This window comes from Micromonospora sp. NPDC005257 (assembly GCF_042872445.1).
Lineage (GTDB): Bacteria > Actinomycetota > Actinomycetes > Mycobacteriales > Micromonosporaceae > Micromonospora.
Window position 1 is genome coordinate 168,967 of record NZ_JBIAKL010000001.1, and the last position, 17,413, is coordinate 186,379.

At 72.1% G+C, this 17,413-nt stretch carries 12 protein-coding genes; 9 read left to right on the forward strand and 3 right to left on the reverse strand.

The annotated features are described in order from the left end of the window. Positions 1-57 precede the first annotated feature (57 nt). The 3 genes from ACFYO8_RS00710 to ACFYO8_RS00720 form a co-directional block, all read right to left on the reverse strand. The gene (locus ACFYO8_RS00710) at positions 58-675 is read right to left on the reverse strand and encodes a dTDP-4-dehydrorhamnose 3,5-epimerase family protein (protein WP_387188703.1); all 618 of its coding nucleotides are present in this window, start codon (positions 673-675) and stop codon (positions 58-60) included. 59 nt (positions 676-734) lie between these two features. Next, the gene (locus ACFYO8_RS00715) at positions 735-1,577 is read right to left on the reverse strand and encodes an AraC family transcriptional regulator (protein WP_354864498.1); all 843 of its coding nucleotides are present in this window, start codon (positions 1,575-1,577) and stop codon (positions 735-737) included. A gap of 316 nt (positions 1,578-1,893) precedes the next feature. After that, positions 1,894-2,694, reverse strand: a complete 801-nt coding sequence (locus ACFYO8_RS00720) for an AraC family transcriptional regulator (RefSeq protein ID WP_355047235.1) — start codon at positions 2,692-2,694, stop codon at positions 1,894-1,896. Between the two features lie 409 nt (positions 2,695-3,103). Here ACFYO8_RS00720 and ACFYO8_RS00725 point away from each other — a divergent pair, with 409 nt between their 5' ends. The 9 genes from ACFYO8_RS00725 to ACFYO8_RS00765 are packed head-to-tail and all read left to right on the forward strand — an operon-like array spanning position 3,104 to position 17,335. Next, the gene (locus ACFYO8_RS00725; RefSeq protein ID WP_354864333.1) at positions 3,104-4,126 is read left to right on the forward strand and encodes a carboxymuconolactone decarboxylase; all 1,023 of its coding nucleotides are present in this window, start codon (positions 3,104-3,106) and stop codon (positions 4,124-4,126) included. Positions 4,127-4,161: 35 nt separating this feature from the next. Continuing rightward, positions 4,162-5,172, forward strand: a complete 1,011-nt coding sequence (locus ACFYO8_RS00730; protein WP_355047234.1) for a DUF1702 family protein — start codon at positions 4,162-4,164, stop codon at positions 5,170-5,172. Then, the gene (locus tag ACFYO8_RS00735; RefSeq protein WP_355047233.1) at positions 5,169-6,152 is read left to right on the forward strand and encodes a DUF1702 family protein; all 984 of its coding nucleotides are present in this window, start codon (positions 5,169-5,171) and stop codon (positions 6,150-6,152) included. Before ACFYO8_RS00730 ends, ACFYO8_RS00735 begins: the two co-directional genes overlap by 4 nt. A 51-nt stretch (positions 6,153-6,203) precedes the next feature. Then, a complete protein-coding gene (locus ACFYO8_RS00740) occupies positions 6,204-11,999 on the forward strand; it encodes a type I polyketide synthase (protein WP_357708385.1) in 5,796 nt (1,931 codons plus the stop codon). After that, the gene (locus ACFYO8_RS00745) at positions 11,996-12,439 is read left to right on the forward strand and encodes an acyl-CoA thioesterase (protein WP_355096182.1); all 444 of its coding nucleotides are present in this window, start codon (positions 11,996-11,998) and stop codon (positions 12,437-12,439) included. The genes ACFYO8_RS00740 and ACFYO8_RS00745 overlap by 4 nt, the downstream gene beginning before the upstream one ends. Further along, the gene (locus ACFYO8_RS00750; protein ID WP_355096180.1) at positions 12,439-12,984 is read left to right on the forward strand and encodes a flavin reductase family protein; all 546 of its coding nucleotides are present in this window, start codon (positions 12,439-12,441) and stop codon (positions 12,982-12,984) included. Before ACFYO8_RS00745 ends, ACFYO8_RS00750 begins: the two co-directional genes overlap by 1 nt. Next, a complete protein-coding gene (locus tag ACFYO8_RS00755) occupies positions 12,981-14,354 on the forward strand; it encodes a cytochrome P450 (protein ID WP_354864321.1) in 1,374 nt (457 codons plus the stop codon). The genes ACFYO8_RS00750 and ACFYO8_RS00755 overlap by 4 nt, the downstream gene beginning before the upstream one ends. Positions 14,355-14,405: 51 nt before the next feature. Beyond that, the gene (locus ACFYO8_RS00760; RefSeq protein WP_355096178.1) at positions 14,406-16,343 is read left to right on the forward strand and encodes a CRTAC1 family protein; all 1,938 of its coding nucleotides are present in this window, start codon (positions 14,406-14,408) and stop codon (positions 16,341-16,343) included. Continuing rightward, positions 16,340-17,335: an enediyne biosynthesis protein gene (locus tag ACFYO8_RS00765; RefSeq protein ID WP_354864319.1), complete on the forward strand. Its 996-nt coding sequence runs from the start codon at positions 16,340-16,342 to the stop codon at positions 17,333-17,335. The genes ACFYO8_RS00760 and ACFYO8_RS00765 overlap by 4 nt, the downstream gene beginning before the upstream one ends. Positions 17,336-17,413 lie beyond the last annotated feature (78 nt).

A 17,413-nucleotide genomic window follows, 5' to 3' on the forward strand; every position in this document is an offset into this window, starting at 1 on the left:
CTGGGGCGCGGAGCGCGGGGTGCGCAGTTTCGGAGGCGTGACCGCCGCGGCGCGGCACTACCAGCCGGCGCGGTGCCGCTCCTCCAGCGCGCGGCAGGCGGTGTAGTCCGGAAGCAGGCCGGCGTCCAGCGCTTCGGCGAGACCGGGCGCCGCCCGGTCCCGCGCGGAGAGGATCGGGTCGATGTCCTCCGGGATCGGCAGCGCGAGCTGCGGGTCGAACGGCGCCAGCGCCAGCTCGTTCTCCGGCCGGTACTCCAGCGACAGCAGGTAGTTCATCACCGTGTCGTCCTCGAGGGCGATGAAGAGGTGACCGACCCCGAGCGGGAGGTACAGCGCCGGGCACCGCTCCTGGTCGAGTTCCACGGCGTCGTACCGTCCGAACGTCGGCGAGCCCACCCGGAGGTCGACGACGATGTCGAGGGCGCGGCCATGCGCGCAGTAGACGTACTTCGCCGTGCCCGGCGGGGTCGCGGTGTAGTGCAGGCCGCGTACCGCGCCGCGGCGCGAGACGCTGAAGTTGACCTGGGCCACCGGGAACAGCGGACGTCCGATCGCCGGGGCGAACGCCGACGACCGGAACGGCGTACGGAAGACGCCGCGCTCGTCGGGAAAGGCCGGCGTGGCGAACGCGAGGGCACCGGCGACCAGCGTCCTGGGTGCGGTCGGGACAGTCACGGCACCAGGGTCGCGGAGCCGCCGGAGGGTGGTCCACTTCCCGGTTGCGGCCCTGGGCGCTACCAGCCGCCGGAGGGGTCGTGGCCGGCCACTCCGGCGGCCAGCGGAACGTGCGCCTGGGCGTGCTGCGCCACGATCTCCATCGCCAGCTTGCGGACGTCCAGCAGGGCCAGCAGGACCGGCGGGTCGAGCGGGCCGGCGCTGTTGAACTCCAGCGTGGAACGGACCACCGAGCGTGGCCTGACGGTGATCGGACCGAGGCTGGCCACCGACACCGATTCGTTCACGTTGGCCTGGTAGCCATCCGGGTGGCTGCACGACCCCGGAACCGACTGGGCCAGCAGGTGCCACGTGCCGCTGGGCACGTCGTCGAGCTCGAGGTGCTCCGGGTCGGCGAGCACCGTGCAGCGCACCGGACGGCCCTGCGGAATGCGTTCGGGAAAAAGGCCGGCGAAGACCAGCCGCGGCTGGCCGTCCCGTGGCATCCGGATGTGGCACTCGACGCGACCCCCGGCCGACGACGCGGTGTGGGCGTCTGTTTCCGCGACGATCTGCCGGGCGAATCCGGACTGGAGCCGGTATTCGGTGGGGGACATCCCGACGCTGCGGCTGAATCTGGTGCTGAACGTGCCGACGCTGTTGTAGCCGACCCGCTGGCTGATATCGGCGATCCGTAGTGGAGTCGAGACGAGCAGTTGCTGGGCGTGCTGAAGCCGGAGCGCGGAGAGGAAGCGGCCGGGGGAGACGCCGGTGACCCGCTGGAACACCCGAGTGAAGTGGAATTTGCTGAACATGGCCGAGCGGGCCATGTCGTCAATCGTCAAAGGTTGGCCGAGATTGTCGCGCATCGTCGTCACCGCGCGTTTGACTGCTACCTCTACTGCCTGTTCCATTGCGCCCATTCCGGCCAATTCCGAATGCTGGCGGCCTTGTGATGTCCGTCGCTCTTCCCCGAGGCTATCCCAGGGCGGGAGCGGACGCAATCCACCGGGTCATCGGCGCCCCGACGCCGAATCCCCGCTCCGGGACCCGGCGTGTGGGTGCCCTGGCCGGAGGGCCTTGCCGAGGTGGCGGAATGTAGATAGTGGAACGCACTGCTGCGTACTCAGAATCAGTTGTCGAGCATCGCCGGAAACCCTCCGAATCCGAAATAGCGGGTAGAGCCGGGCGGATGTGGCCAGGCGTTCCCGGCCCGCCCGCGGGGGTGGCGACCGGAACTCAGGCGACGTCGGCGTATTCCTTGGCGGGCCGGTTCTGCTCGGCCAGCCGGCTCAGCGCGTAGGTGCGGACGTCGAGCAGCGCGAGCAGCACCGGTGGATCTGGGGCCCGGCCCTGCCGCAGCACCAGTTCGGTGGAGATCGGCCGGCCCGGCCGGATGACGATCGGCCCGGCGGTGGCGACGGCGACCGGCCGGTCGGCATGATCGCGGCAGGAGCCGGGTGGGCACCGGTCGGCCGAGACCGACTGCGCGAGCAGGTGCCACCGGCCCAGCGGCGCGTGGTTGAAGGTGATGTGCCGCGACTCGCGCAGCACCGCGCAGCGGACCGGGCGCCCCTCGGGCACCCGCTCGGGAAAGAGACCGACGAACGTCAGGGTGTTCTCGCTGCGGCCCGCGGGGTGCACCACGCAGGAGAGACTCGCGTCGCTCACGCTCACCTCGTCGGAGTCGGTGCGGATCTCGCTGGCGTAGCCGGCGCGCTGCCGGAAGGTGGTGGGCGACATGCCGACGCTCCGGCTGAACCGGGAGCTGAACGTGCCGACGCTGTTGTAGCCGACGCTGACGCTGATGTCGGCGACATTCATCGGCGTGGACACGAGCAGTTCCTTGGCCCGCTGGAGGCGCAGCGCGGAGAGGAAGCGGCCGGGGGAGACCCCGGTGACCCGCTGGAACATGCGCGTGAAGTGGAACTTGCTGAACATGGCGGCGCGTGCCATGTCGTCAACGGTTAATTGTTCACCGAGGCGCTCGTGCATCGTTTCGATGGCGCGCAGAACTGCCTTCTCCGACGTATCCTGCATTCTTTCCCCCAGGGGTGAGCCACGCCGCAATAATCAAATTCCGACTCTCTCGGCCGATCCGTCGCGGCGGGCGGTGGAATGCGCGCCGAACGGCGCGCGCCCCACGTTCATGTGTCGCCAGGCTAGCCACGGCCGAGTGGGCGGGCAACCGGAAAGGCCGTCCAGTAGGGCCGAGCGCAATATTGAAGTAGCCATTGGATACCGGAGATACCCGATCGCGGGTCTCCGCTGGGAAATATTTTTCCAGAATTGCTTCCCTCGCCCGGCACGCGGGATTTTCGCGTTCGATCTGCTGATACTGGCCACACCGGCGGAAGGAGCAGTCATGATCGTCGGCCGCGTCGCAGCCTCAGTAGTGCAACGTCAGGTCCGCCACGTCACACCGGTCTCCGCATCGTCCGCGAGCGGTGTGATCGAGCAGGTGTACCAGCAGGTGGCGGACGAGATGCGCCTGGTGATCCCACCGGCGCTCATGCATTCACCGTCCCCCCGGGTGCTGGCCGCCTACTGGACCCTCATGCGCGAGCCGGTGCTGGTCAGCGGCGCCGCCGACCGCGCCTCGAAGGAGGCCGCCGCCACCGCGGTCGCGGTCGCCACGATCTGCCCGTACTGCGTCGACATGCATTCGGTCAGCATGTACGACCTGGCCGGCGAGTACGACGCGGACCAGCTCGCCGCCGACCGCGTCGACGACATGCGCGACCCCCGGCTGCGCGAGATCAGCCAATGGGCGCGGGGCGCACAGGAGGCGCCCGACGGGCCCGGGATGCCGGCCTGGCTCACCCCCGCGCAGAGCGCCGAGCTCATCGGCACGGTGACCGCCATGCACTACCTGACCCGCATGGTGAACGTCTTCCTCTCCAACTTCCTGCTTCCGCCCGGCCTCACCGGGCGGGCGCGGCAGCGGATGAAGCAGGGGGTGGCCCGGCTGCTGCGCGAGACGTTGCGCACGCACCGCGAGCCCGGCCGATCCCTCGACCTGCTGCCGGACGCGCCGCTGCCCGCCGACGCCGGCTGGGCGGCGGGCAACCCGTTCATCGGCGGTGCGCTGGCGCGGGCCGCCGCGACGTTCGACGCGGCCGGCGAGCGGTGGTTGTCACCCGCCGTCCGCGCCGTGGTGCGCGAGCACCTCGACGGCTGGCGCGGCGCGGACACCGGAATCTCCACGGCCTGGTGCGAGGACCTGCTCACCCCGCTCGACCCGGCCGACCGCGCGGCCGGACGGCTCGCGCTGCTCACCGCGGTGTCCTCACACCAGGTGGGCGACGGGGTCGTCGCCGAGTTCCGGCGCCACCAGCCCGGAGACGAGGCGCTCGTGGAGGTCACCGGGTGGGCGGCCTTCGAAGCCGCCCGCCGCATCGGGGCCCGGCAGCGTCGTGCGGCACCCCGCACACCAGGAGACGCGCTGGACGGGAATCGCATAACACGATGAAGTCTCACCCACACAAAGCGTGAGGGAGTTTCTCGATGCCTGCAGTCCTAGGTTCGTTGCGCCGGATGGTCCTGACTCCGTCGTTCCGCGACGTGAGTTTCGCCGGGCGCGGATTTCCGGTCGCCCCCACCGACGCCACCCGCGCCCTCGAAGCCATCCCGCAGGCCGTCGTCTGCGGCTTCGAGTGGGGCATCGAACTGCGGGACCAGTGGGGCCTGGAGCGCCGGCTCGACATGGTCGACGCCGAGCTGCGCGGCTTCGCGTACGAGGGCGCGACGATGGCGTTGACCGTGCGGGACGCGATGGCCGGCGGCCGGGGAACCCGGACCCGGGAGCTGCTGCGCGGACCGGGCGTCCCGCACACGTTCCTCACCTACATCGGCATCGGGTTCGCGATGGCCCGGCTGCCCCGCCCGCTGTGGCGCGGCGTCCTGCCCGACCTCACCGGCACGCCCTACTTCCCGACCATGAGCTGGCTCGCCGTCGACGGCTACGGCTTCGACCGGGCCTACTTCGACACCCGCGACGTGGTGGACCGCCAGCGCCGTCCGGCGCCGTACCCGTGGCAGGGCCGCGCCGACTACTTCCCGCGCGCGGTCGACCAGGGCATCGGGCGGGCGCTGTGGTTCATCCACGGTGGAATCCCGCAGCACGTCGACGCCGCGGTGCGCGCCTTCGCCACCGAGCGGCACGCCGACCTGTGGAGCGGTGTCGGTCTCGCGGCCACCTTCGCGGGCGGCTGCGACGAGACCGGTCTGGGGGTGCTGCGACGGGCGTCCGGCGAGCACTGGCGGCACCTGGCACAGGGTGCGGTGTTCGCCGCCAAGGCCCGCGACTTCTCCGGCTTCGTGCCGGAGCACTCGGCGAGCACGCTGCACACGCTGACCGGCCTCACCGTGCCGGCCGCGGCGGCGCTGGCCGACGACATCAGCCTGACCCGACCCGACCCGACCGGCCCGCCCGACTACGAGTCCTGGCGGCAGCAGATCCGCGACCACCTCGATGCGCTCGCCCTCTCCCACCCCCCAGCGGAGGCCGTGACATGACAGCCTGGCACAACCTGCGACGGCGCGTCCTGACGCCGGACATCTCGGAGACCAAGGTCGCCGTCCGTGGCTTCCACGCCAAGTCGGCGGAGGCCGTCGACCGGCTGGAGACCGTCGGCAGGTCCTTCCTCACCGGTTACGGCGCCGCCGCGGCGACCGGCCGGCCGGCCGACGTCGAGGCCGAGCTCACGCAACTGCCCGAGCTCTACCGCGGCTTCGCCTACGAGGGCGCCGGGATGGCCATGGCCGTGCTCGACGGCCTGCCCACCGGACGCGGCGGGCACGTGCGGTCGCTGCTCGAAGGGCCGGGCGCCGACCACGTCTACATGGTGTACGTCGGGGTCGGCTGGGCGATGGCCCGCCTGCCGAGGTTCCGCTGGTCCACGCTGTACGGCCCGGACCCGCTGCTGCGCTGGCTGCTGCTCGACGGCTACGGCTTCCACCAGGCGTACTTCAAGACCCGCCAGTACGTCCACGAGCGGTACCAGGCGCCCCGGGTCCCGACCGTCGTGCCCGGTCCGGCGTGGCACACCAACCAGGTCATCGACCAGGGCATCGGCCGAGCGAGCTGGTTCGTCTGCGGCACCGACCCGGAGCGGCTCGCCGCGCTGTTCGCCACCTTCCCCGAGGAGCGCCGGCCGGACCTCTACAGCGGGGCCGGCCTGGCCGCCACGTACGCGGGCGGCGTCGACCGCGCGGAGCTGGAGTGCCTCGCCGAGGCGGCCGGCCCGTACCGGGGCCAGCTGGCCCAGGGGGCCGCGTTCGCCGCGCAGGCCCGGCTGCGCGCCGGTCTCGTCGTCCCGCACAACGAACTGGCCACCGAGGTCCTCTGCGGCACGGACGTGGCCACTGCCGCCGCCGCCACCGACCACGCCCGCGAGGGCCTGCCCGCCGACGGTGCAGTGCCCGCCTATGCGACCTGGCGTCAACGCATCGCCGACGCGTTCTCGGCACACACCGGGGTGGAACGGCCTCGCTGATCCCGTCTCGTGCGCCCGTCCGCCCGTCCATGTGAGGAGCCCCGATCGCCCATGTCCAGAATCGCGCTGGTGGGAATGGCGTGCCGATATCCCGACGCCACCACCCCCAAGGAACTCTTCGACAACGCCGTCGCCGGTCGCCGGGCGTTCCGCCGGCTGCCGGACGTCCGGATGCGGCTGGAGGACTACTGGGATCCGGATCCCCGTACCCCGGACCGCTTCTACGCCCGCAACGCGGCCGTCATCGACGCGTACGAGTTCGACCGGATCGCGTACAAGGTGGCCGGCAGCACGTACCGGTCCACCGACCTGACCCACTGGCTGGCTCTCGACGTGGCCGCCGGAGCCCTGGCCGACGCCGGCTTTCCGATGGCCGAGGGCCTGCCCCGTGAGCGCACCGGCGTGATCGTCGGCAACACGCTCACCGGCGAGTTCTCCCGCGCCAACCAGCTGCGGCTGCGCTGGCCGTACGTGCAGCGCACGGTGACCGCGGTGCTGCGCGAGCGTGGGTTCGCCGACGACGAACTGGACGCTCTCCTCGACGACCTGGAGCAGACGTACAAGAGCCCGTTCCCGGCGGTCGACGAGGACACCCTGGCCGGCGGCCTGTCCAACACCATCGCCGGGCGCATCTGCAACCACTTCGACCTGCAGGGCGGCGGTTACACGGTGGACGGCGCCTGCTCGTCCTCGTTGCTCTCGGTGGCCACCGCCTGCAAGGCGCTGGCCGACGGCGAGCTCGACGTCGCGGTGGCCGGCGGGGTGGACCTGTCGGTCGACCCGTTCGAGGTCATCGGGTTCGCCAAGACCGGGGCGCTGGCCACCGGCGAGATGCGCGTCTACGACCGCGGCTCGAACGGGTTCTGGCCGGGTGAGGGCTGCGGCATGGTCGTGCTGATGCGCGAGAGTGACGCGCTGCGCGGCAACCACCGCATCTACACCACGGTCGCCGGCTGGGGCATCTCCTCCGACGGGCGTGGCGGCATCACCCGGCCGGAGACCCGCGGCTACCACCTCGCCCTCAACCGGGCGTACGCCCGCGCCGGCTTCGGCATCGAGACCGTGCCGCTGTTCGAGGGGCACGGCACCGGCACGAAGGTGGGCGACTCCAACGAGCTGACCGCACTCAACCAGAACCGGCTGGCCGCCGACCCGGCCGCCGCGCCCGCGGTGATCGGGTCGGTCAAGGCGATGATCGGGCACACCAAGGCGGCGGCCGGTGTGGCCGGTCTGATCAAGGCGTCGATGGCGATGCACAACGAGGTCATCCCGCCCACCGTCGGCTGTGTCGACCCGCACGAGGTCTTCGAGTCGCCCAACGCCGCGCTGCGCGTCGCGCGTCGGGCCGAACCGTGGCCGGACGACCGCCCGGTGCGTGCCGGCGTGACCGCGATGGGCTTCGGCGGCATCAACACCCACCTCGTCCTGGACCGCGGCGAGCCGGTGCGCAAGGTGCGCTACGGCAGCCGTACGCGGGCCATCGCGGCCGGCGCCCAGGACGCCGAGCTGCTGCTGTTCGACGCGCTGACCCCGGCCGAGCTGCGCGAACGGTTGCAGCGGGTGGCCGACTTCGTGCCGTCGATCAGCTACGCCCAGCTCAGCGACCTGGCCGCGACCCTGCACGGCGAACTGCGCGAGCTGCCCTGGCGGGCGGCGGTCGTGGCGCACACCCCGTCCGACGCGACGAACCGGCTGAAAGCAGTGGTCGCCGCCCTGGACGCCGGTGAGCCGCAGCTGTTCGCCGACGGGGGGCGTACCTGCTTCGGGCAGATCGGGGACGGGGAGATCGGCTTCCTGTTCCCCGGGCAGGGCTCCGGCAGGGGCACCAGCGGTGGCGCGCTACGCCGGCGCTTCGCCGAGGCCGAGGAGGTCTACCGCGCCGCCGCGCTGCCCCGCAGCGGCGACATGGTCGCCACCGAGGTGGCCCAGCCGCGCATCGTCACCGGCTCGATCGCCGGCCAGCGCGTGCTGCGGACCCTCGGCCTGGAGGCAGTCGTGGCGGTCGGGCACAGCCTCGGCGAGCTGACCGCTCTCCAGTGGGCCGGGGCGATGGACGACGAGACCGTGCTGCGCCTGGCCGCCCTGCGCGGCCGCACCATGGCCGAGCACAGCTCCTCGGGCACGATGGCCGGCCTGTCCTGCGGGCCCGAGCAGGCCGAGCGGCTGATCGCCGGGCTGTCCGCGGTCGTCGGCGGGCACAACGGCCCCGGACAGACCGTGATCAGCGGCAGCGTCGAGGCCGTCGAGCAGGCCTGCCGGCGGGCCGAGGAGGCAGGTGTCGCGGCGACCCGCCTCGCGGTCTCCCACGCGTTCCACTCGTCGCTGGTCGCCGAGGCCGCGGACGCCTTCGGCGGCCTGTTGCGCCGGGAGTCCTTCGGCACACCCGACCGGCGCGTGGTCTCGACGGTGACCGGTGAGGAACTGCCCACCGAGACCGACCTGGCCGACCTGCTCACCCGGCAGATCACCGAGCCGGTGCTGTTCGCCCAGGCGGTCGCCGTGGCCGCCAAGAACGTCGACCTGCTCATCGAGGTCGGCCCCGGCCGGGTGCTCAGCGGCCTGGCGAGCGGTGTGGTGGACGTACCGGCGGTCGCGCTGGACACCGACGACGAGTCGTCGGTCGGCCTGCTGCGGGTGCTCGGAGCGGCCTTCGTGGTGGGGGCCACCGACGTCGACCCCGCGCTGTTCCACGGGCGGCTGGTGCGCCCGCTGGCGGTGGGCACGGAGTTCCGCTTCTTCGAGAGCCCGTGCGAGGCCGCGCCGCAGGTGCCGGCACGCAACCGCGGCGGGATTCCGGCGGCGCCGTCCGGCACGCCGGAGGCGCAACCCGCGCCCGGCCCGGCCGGTGAGTCGGTCGCCGACCTGCTGCGCCGGATGACCGCGGAACGGGCGGAACTGCCGCCCGAGCTGGTCGACATGAACAGCCGCCTGCTCGACGACCTGCACTTCAGCTCGATCACCGTGGGCCAGATGGTGAACCGGGTGGCGCAGAGCATCGGCATCCCGCCGAGCCGCACGCCCGCCAACTTCGCCACCGCCACCCTCGCCGAGCTGGCCGAGGCCCTCGAAGGGCTGCGCGGGTCGGAGACGGTCGCGGGCGCCACCGAAGCCGCGCCGGTCGTCACCGGCGCCGCCGACTGGGTGCGGTCCTGGCGGGTCGACCTCGACGAGCGCGACGTGCCGGCGGCGGCCGGCGTCGAGCAGCGCGGCAGCTGGCAGGTGCACGCCCCGGCGGAGCACCCGCTGGCCGAGCCGCTGCGGGCCGCGCTCGAGCGCGGCGACGTCGGCGGCGGCGTGCTGGTCCTGCTGCCGACCGACTGCGAGGAGGCGGATCTGGCCGAGGCGCTCGCCGGGGCCCGGGCCGCGGTGACCGGCGCCTCCGGTGGCCGGTTCGTCCTGGTGCAGCACGGGCGGGGCGCGGCAGGTCTGGCCAAGACCCTGCACCTGGAGGCGCCGCACATCCGCACCACGGTCGTGCACATCGCGCCGGAGCCCGACGCGGTGGACCGGATCGTCGCCGAGGTCGCCGGCACCACGAGCTTCACCGAGGCGTGGTACGCGGCCGACGGCACCCGCCGCGTGCCGGTGCTGCGCCCGTTGCCGGTGAGCCCGGCGCGTACCGAGGCGGCGCTCGACGGGTCCGACGTGCTGCTGGTGACCGGCGGCGCCAAGGGCATCACCGCCGAGTGCGCCCTGGCCATGGCCAAGGACAGCGGCGCCCGGCTGGCCCTGCTCGGCCGCTCCGACGCGGCCACCGACCCGGAGATCTCGGCGAACCTGGCCCGCATCGCCGAGCAGGGCGTCACCGTCCGGTACGCGCGGGCCGACGTCACCGACCCGGCCCAGGTACGCGCGGCGGTCGATTCGCTCACCGCGGAACTCGGCGGTCCGGTGACCGCGGTGCTGCACGGCGCCGGGCGTAACGAGCCGACCGCCCTCACCGGCGTGAACGAGGACATGGTCCGCCGCACGCTGGCACCCAAGGTGGACGGCCTGCGCAACGTCCTGGACGCCGTCGGCGGCGATGGGCTCAAGCTGCTGGTCGCGCTCGGCAGCATCATCGGCCGGGCGGGTCTGCGCGGAGAGGCGCACTACTCGATCGCCAACGAGTGGCTCGACGACCTGGTCACCCGCTACGGCACGGACCACCCGGACTGCCGCACCCTGGTGCTGGAGTGGTCGGTCTGGTCGGGCGTGGGCATGGGCGAGCGGTTGTCAGTGGTCGAGACGCTGGCCCGCGAGGGCGTCACCGCCATCACCCCGGACCAGGGGCTGGCGATGCTGCGCCGGCTGCTCGACGACCCGTCGGTGCCGTCCACCGTGGTGATCAGCGGCCGTACCGAGGGCATCCACACGGTCGAGCGGGAGAGCCCTCCGCTGCCGCTGCTGCGCTTCGTGGACCGGCCGCTGGTGCGCTACCACGGCGTCGAGCTGGTGGTGGAGACGGAGCTGAACGCCGGCACCGACCCGTACCTCGCCGACCACCTGCTCGACGGCAACCTGCTGTTCCCGGCAGTGCTGGGCATGGAGGCGATGGCCCAGGTGACTCGGGCCCTGACGGGCTGGACCGGAGCGCCGACGATCACCGACGCCCGGTTCGAGCGGCCGATCGTGGTGCCGCCGGGTGGCAGCACGACGATCCGGATCGCCGCGGTGCGCACCGACGACGACGCGGTCGACGTGGTGATCCAGAGCGAGGAGACCGCGTTCGCGGCCGACCACTTCCGCGCCCGGCTGCTCCGGCGCGACACCGGCCCGGCCGGCGGCGCCCCGGACCAGGTCGGCGAGGGGATGCCGCCGGTGGCCCTCGACCCGGCCGCGGAACTCTACGGCGACGTGCTCTTCCAGGGCGGCCGGTTCCAGCGGCTGCGCGGCTACCGGCGCGCGCAGGCCCGGGACGTGGACGTCGTGGTCGAGGCGCTGCCGCAGACCGACTGGTTCGCCGCCTTCCTGCCCGGCGCGCTCGTGCTCGGCGACCCGGGGGTACGGGACACCCTCATGCACGGCAACCAGGTCTGCGTGCCGGACGCGACGCTGCTGCCGGTACGGGTGGACGAGCTGCACCCCGCCGGTGACCGGCTCGACCGGGCCGGTGAGCTGCGCTACTGCGCCACCGAGCGCAGCCGGGACGGCGACACCTACGTCTACGACATCGCCCTGCGCGACGCGGACGGCTCGGTCATCGAACGCTGGACCGGGCTGCACCTGCGGGCGGTACGCAAGCGCGACGGGCGCGGCCCGTGGGCGCCGGCACTGCTCGGGCCGTACCTGGAGCGCACGATCGGCGACCTGACCGGCATCCGGGCCGCGGTGGTGGTCGAGCCGGACGACCCGGGCGACGACACCGGCGACCACGTCGGCACGCGGCGGGTGCGCACCGGCCGCGCGGCCGGGCGGGCCGTGAACCGCCCGGTGAACGTCCGGTACCGCCCGGACGGGCGGCCGGAGATCGACGGTGACCTGACGCTGACCGCGGCCCACGGCGCCGGTCTCACCCTGTGCGCCGTGGGGGAGGGGCAGCTCGGCTGCGACGTCGAGCCGGTCACCGCCCGGACGGAGGACGACTGGCACGGGCTGCTCGGCCGGCACCTCGACCTGGCCCGCCTGATCGCCGATACGTGCGCCGAGCCGCTGGACGTGGCGGCCACCCGGGTCTGGTCGGCGATCGAGTGCCTGCGCAAGGCGGGCGCCTCGGCCGACGCCCCGATCACGCTCGCCGGAACCGAACGCGCTGGCTGGGTCACCCTCGCCTCCGGCGGCATCCGCATCGGCGCCCTGGCGGCGACGGTACGCGGCGGCGGCGTCGAGCCAGTGGTCTTCGCCGTACTCGCAAAGGAGGGCCAGTGAACTACTTCGAGTATCGCCACACCGTGGGCTTCGAAGAGACCAACCTGGTGGGCAACGTCTACTACGTCAACTACCTGCGGTGGCAGGGCCGGGCGCGCGAGCTGTTCCTCAAGGAGCGCGCCGCGGAGGTGCTCGCCGATCTGCAGGACGACCTGAAGCTGTTCACGCTCAAGGTGGACTGCGAGTTCTTCGCCGAGATCACCGCGTTCGACGAGGTCTCCATCCGGATGCGCCTGGTCGAGCTCGGCCAGACCCAGCTGCAGTTCGGCTTCGACTACGTGCGGCTCAACCCGGGCGGCGGCGAGACGCTCGTCGCCCGGGGGATGCAGCGGGTGGCGTGCATGCGCGGCCCGAACAACCGGACCGTGCCGTCGCGGGTGCCGGAGGCGCTGGTGCGCGCGTTGGAGCCGTACACCCACCAGTTGGCGAGGGCCCGCTGATGGCCGAGCTGCAGACCGAGCGCGAACCCGTGCCGCAGGTGCAGGACACCGCCCTGCTGCGGCGTACCTTCGGCTCGTTCGCGACCGGCGTGACGGTGGTGACGACCGGCGGCGACGAGCCGCACGGCATGACGGCGAACAGCTTCACCGCGGTGTCGCTGGAGCCGCCGTTGGTGCTGGTCTGCGTCGACCGCAACGCCAACATGCACAGCGCCATGGTGCGGGCCGGCACCTTCGGGGTGTCGGTGCTCAGCGCCGGTCAGGAGAGGGTGGCCCGGCACTTCGCAGGACGCCGGCCGATCGGCGCCGCGGAGTTCGCCGACACCGACTGCCTGCGGGGCGCCTGGTGCGACGCCCCACTGATCGCCGGCGCGGCCGCCCACTTCGAGTGCGAGCTGTGGCGCACGTACGACGGTGGCGACCACAGCATCTTCGTCGGCCGGCTGCTCAGCATGGCGGGTAGCAGCGACGAGGACGTACTGGTCTTCCTGCGCGGCCGGTTCGGCCGGATCGAGTGCGACGCGGCCGACCGGAGGGCGGCATGACCGCCGCTGTCACCCCGGCCGACACCCCGTCGCGGGGGCGCGCCCTGCCGGGGCCGTCCCGGCGGGCGGCGCTGCGGCTGCTCGCCCAGATGAACCGCGACCGGCTGGCCATGATGACCGGCGCCGCACGGGAGTACGGCGACGCCGCCCGGCTGCCGGTCGGGCACAAGGCGCTGTACTTCTTCAACCACCCCGAGACAGCGAAGCACGTGCTGGCCGGCAACGCCGCCAACTACCGCAAGGGCATCGGCCTGGTGCACGCCCGGCGTGCGCTCGGCGACGGCCTGCTCACCAGCGAGGGCGAACTCTGGAAGGAACAGCGCAAGGTGATCCAGCCGGCCTTCCAGAGCCGGCGGATCGCCGAGCAGGCCGGGGCCGTCGCGGCCGAGGGAGCCCGGCTGGTCGACCGGTTGCGGAGCCGGATCGGCGCCGGCCCGGTGCAGCTGGTCGACGAACTCACCGGCCTGACCCTGGGTGTGCTCGGCCGCACGCTGCTCGACGCCGACCTGCACGAGTTCGACGGCATCGGCAACGACTTCGCCCGGGTACAGGACCAGGCCATGTTCGAGCTGGAGACGCTCAGCATGGTGCCGATGTGGATCCCGCTGCCGCACCAGATGCGGTTCCGCAAGGCCCGGCAACGCCTGGAGGTCGTCGTCGAACGCCTGGTGGCCGAGCGACGCCGGCGGAGGACCGACGCCGACGACGTGTTGTCCCGGCTCATCGTGTCGGCCGACCGCGAGGCCGACCCCCGCACGGGGCGGATGCGCCTGCGCGACGAGTTGGTGACGCTGCTGCTGGCCGGGCACGAGACCACGGCCAGCACGCTGAGTTGGAGCCTGCACCTGCTGGATCGGCACCCGCAGGTCTGGCAGCGGGTGCACGACGAGGCGGTCGAGGTGTTCGGCGGCCGGGCGCCCGAGTACGACGACCTGCGGCGGCTGACCTACACCTCGGCCGTCATCTCCGAGGCCATGCGGTTGTTCCCGCCCGTCTGGCTGCTTCCCCGGATCGCGATCGAGGACGACGTGGTGGGCGGCTACCGGGTGCCCGCCGGAGCGGACGTGCTCGTCTCGCCGTACACCCTGCACCGCCACCCGGCCTTCTGGCCGGAGCCGGACCGGTTCGACCCGGAGCGTTTCCTCGGCGACGCCGGGACGGACCGGCCGCGGTTCGCCTACATCCCCTTCGGAGCCGGCCCCCGCTTCTGCGTGGGTAACCACCTCGGTCTGCTCGAGGCGGTGCTTGTGCTCGCCCTGCTCTGCCGCGACCTGCGGCTGACCGGGCTTCCCGGCCGACCGGTCGTCGCCGAACCGATGTTGTCGCTGCGCATACGCGGTGGACTGCCGGTGACGGTGCAGGCCGCCTGACCCTGAATGGAGAGCCCCTTGTCAACGCCCACGATCGGACGGCCACGGCGCATGTTGCCGGCCCTGTTCGCGATCCTGCTGGTCGCCGGCCTCTACACCATCGCCCGCGCGCCGTCCGCCTCAGCCTCGGAGCGGGCCGAGGTCTCGTCCCGCTACCAGTTCACCGAACTCCCGATCGCCCTCCCGCCGGGGCTGCCGAACAACAACGTCCGTCGGGTGAACCAGGACTACCAGCACATCCGCTCCTGGATCTCGTCGGTCGGCGCGAGCATCGCCGTCAACGACCTCACCGGGGCGGGCGTCGCCCAGGACCTCTGCCTGGTGGACACCCGCAGCGACTCCGTCATCGTCACTCCCGTACCCGGAACCGGGACTCGGTATGCGCCGTTCGTGCTGGATCCCGCGCCGCTGCCGAGCGGCCCGGGGGTCGCGCCGATGGGCTGCACGCCCGGCGACTTCAACCAGGACGGCCGGATGGACCTGCTGACCTACTACTGGGGCCGCACGCCGATCGTCTTCCTCAACAAGCAGACCGGCGCCTCGACGTCGCTCAGCAAGGCGACCTACCAACCGTCCGAGCTGGTGCCCCAGTCGCCCTCCGCGGACGGCAGCTACCACGGCCCGCTGTGGAACACCAACGCGGTGGCGGTCGCCGACTTCGACGGCGACTCGCATCCGGACATCGGGGTGTTCAACTACTTCCCGGACAGCGGGGTGCTCGACCCCGACTCCCCGCGCAACGTCGAGATGAACCACTCCATGTCCCGGGCGAAGAACGGCGGCGGCGCGCACGTGCTGCGCTGGACCGGCGCCACCGGAGGCGACCAGCCCTCGGTGAGCTACCAGGAGCAGCCCGGCGCCGTGCCGCCGAAGCTCGCCTCCGGCTGGACGCTGGGAGCCGGCTCCGCGGACCTGGACGGCGACCTGCTGCCCGAGCTGTACCTGGCCAACGACTTCGGCAACGACCACCTCCTGCACAACGTGTCCACCCCCGGAAAGATCAAGTTCGCCGGTACGGAGGGACGCCGCGGCGCCATGACACCGAAGTCGATGGTGGTCGGCCACGACTCGTTCAAGGGCATGTCGATCGACTTCGGCGACCTGATGGGCACCGGCCGGTTCGACATGTTCGTCAGCAACATCACGACGCCGTGGGGGATCGAGGAAAGCAACTTCGTGTGGCGTAACAACGCGGCGAACGAGCAGGAGGCGGGCCGGAAGCTCCGCAAGGGCATCGCCCCGTACGACCAGAAGGCCGCCGAGCACCACATGGCCTTCACCGGCTGGGGCTGGGACGCCAAGATGGCCGACTTCGACAACAGCGGGCGCATGGCTGTGGTGCAGGCGGACGGCTTCGTCAAGGGCACCATCAACCGCTGGCCGTGGCTGCAGGAACTGGCCATGAGCAACGACCTCATGCTGCAGAACCCGCACATGTGGCCGAAGGCCGAGCCCGGTGACGACATCGCCGGCCACCAGAAGCTGGCGTTCTGGGCACCGGGCAAGGACGGCAAGTTCCTGAACGTCAGCGAGGACCTCGGCCTCGCGGTGCCGGTGCCGACGCGCGGGATCGCGGTCGGTGACGCCGACAACGACGGCGCCCAGGACTTCGCGGTGGCCCGCCAGTGGGACGCGCCCGTCTACTACCGCAACGCCAAGGCGGGCAACGGGAACTTCCTCGGGCTGCGGCTCTTCCGCCCGGCGCTGGGCGACGACCGGGCCCGTACGCCCGCGTACGGCGCGCAGGTCTGCATCAAGAGGGCCGACGGCCGGATGCAGATCTCGCAGCTCGACGGTGGCAGCGGGCACAGCGGCCGACGCAGTTTCGACGTCTTCTTCGGGCTCGGCGACGCCGGCTCGCAGCCCGTCGAGGCCACCGTCAAGTGGCGTGACGCCAACGGGGTCGCCCGCAGCCAGACGCTCGACCTCACCCACGGGTGGCACGACGTAATGCTCACCGAGCAGGCAACGGAGGTACCAGGACGATGACCGACACCGAGGTTCGGACCGCGACGAGGAGCCGGCCGGCAGAGCCGCTGGTCTCACCATCCGCGGCCTCCGGAGAGGCGGCGCGTGAGCCCGCCCGCGTCGACTCCGCCGACCCCCGCTACAAGGCGCTGCGCAACTTCGCCATCTCGATGAGCGTCTTCAACATCCTCGGCTACACAGTGCTCGGCTTCGAGCAGCCGTGGCTCTGGCCGCTGCTGGCCCTGGCCGTCGGCTACACCGCCGAGATCGCCATCGAGTCGGTGGCGGCGTGGGCCAACGGCCGCCGGCCGGAGTACGCCGGCAACGGCGCGTGGGGTATGTACACCTTCCTGCTACCCACCCACATCACGGCGCTGGCCTGCAACATGCTGCTCTACGCCAACGTGCACTTCTGGCCCATCGCGTTCGCCGTCGTGGTGGCGATCGGGCAGAAATACGTCTTCCGTGCCCCGATCAAGGGCCGGATGCGCCATTTCCTGAACCCGTCGAACTTCGGCATCACGATCACCCTGCTCGCCTTCTCGTGGGTGAACATCGCGCCGCCGTACCACTTCACCGAGTCGGTGCCGGACGCGATCTCGTTCATCGTCCCGTTCGTCATCCTCACGGCGGGCACCGTGCTGAACGCCATGCTCACCAGGAAGGTCCTGCTGATCATGGGCTGGGCGGGCGGCTTCGTCATCCAGGCACTGGTACGGCACTGGATCTGGGACGTCTCGCTGTGGGGCGCGCTGGTGCCGATGACCGGTGTGGCCTTCGTCCTGTTCACCAACTACATGATCACGGACCCGGGCACGACGCCCTCGACCGGCCGCGCGATGTTCATGTTCGGCGCCTCGGTGGCCACCGTCTACGGCATCCTGATGGTCTTCAACGTGGTCTACACGCTGTTCTTCGCGGTCACCATCGTGTGTGTCATCCGCGGCGTGTACTGGTGGGTGCGTTCGTACCGGGAGAGCCGCCGGCCGCAGCTGGCACCGGCCCTGGCCTAGTCGAGCCGCCGCGACGGCCACTGTGGGCGTCGCCGCCGTACCCGTGACGGCGGCGGCGTCCACGCCGTCGTGGGCGAA

What these genes read in the sequence shown, in the direction of transcription:
- ACFYO8_RS00715 (WP_354864498.1), bottom strand. Translation starts at nt 1,577, where the DNA reads ATGGGCGCAATGGAACAGGCAGTAGAGGTAGCAGTCAAACGCGCGGTG.
- ACFYO8_RS00720 (WP_355047235.1), bottom strand. Translation starts at nt 2,694, where the DNA reads ATGCAGGATACGTCGGAGAAGGCAGTTCTGCGCGCCATCGAAACGATG.
- ACFYO8_RS00730 (WP_355047234.1), top strand. Translation starts at nt 4,162, where the DNA reads ATGCCTGCAGTCCTAGGTTCGTTGCGCCGGATGGTCCTGACTCCGTCG.
- ACFYO8_RS00735 (WP_355047233.1), top strand. Translation starts at nt 5,169, where the DNA reads ATGACAGCCTGGCACAACCTGCGACGGCGCGTCCTGACGCCGGACATC.
- ACFYO8_RS00740 (WP_357708385.1), top strand. Translation starts at nt 6,204, where the DNA reads ATGTCCAGAATCGCGCTGGTGGGAATGGCGTGCCGATATCCCGACGCC.
- ACFYO8_RS00750 (WP_355096180.1), top strand. Translation starts at nt 12,439, where the DNA reads ATGGCCGAGCTGCAGACCGAGCGCGAACCCGTGCCGCAGGTGCAGGAC.
- ACFYO8_RS00755 (WP_354864321.1), top strand. Translation starts at nt 12,981, where the DNA reads ATGACCGCCGCTGTCACCCCGGCCGACACCCCGTCGCGGGGGCGCGCC.
- ACFYO8_RS00760 (WP_355096178.1), top strand. Translation starts at nt 14,406, where the DNA reads ATGTTGCCGGCCCTGTTCGCGATCCTGCTGGTCGCCGGCCTCTACACC.
- ACFYO8_RS00765 (WP_354864319.1), top strand. Translation starts at nt 16,340, where the DNA reads ATGACCGACACCGAGGTTCGGACCGCGACGAGGAGCCGGCCGGCAGAG.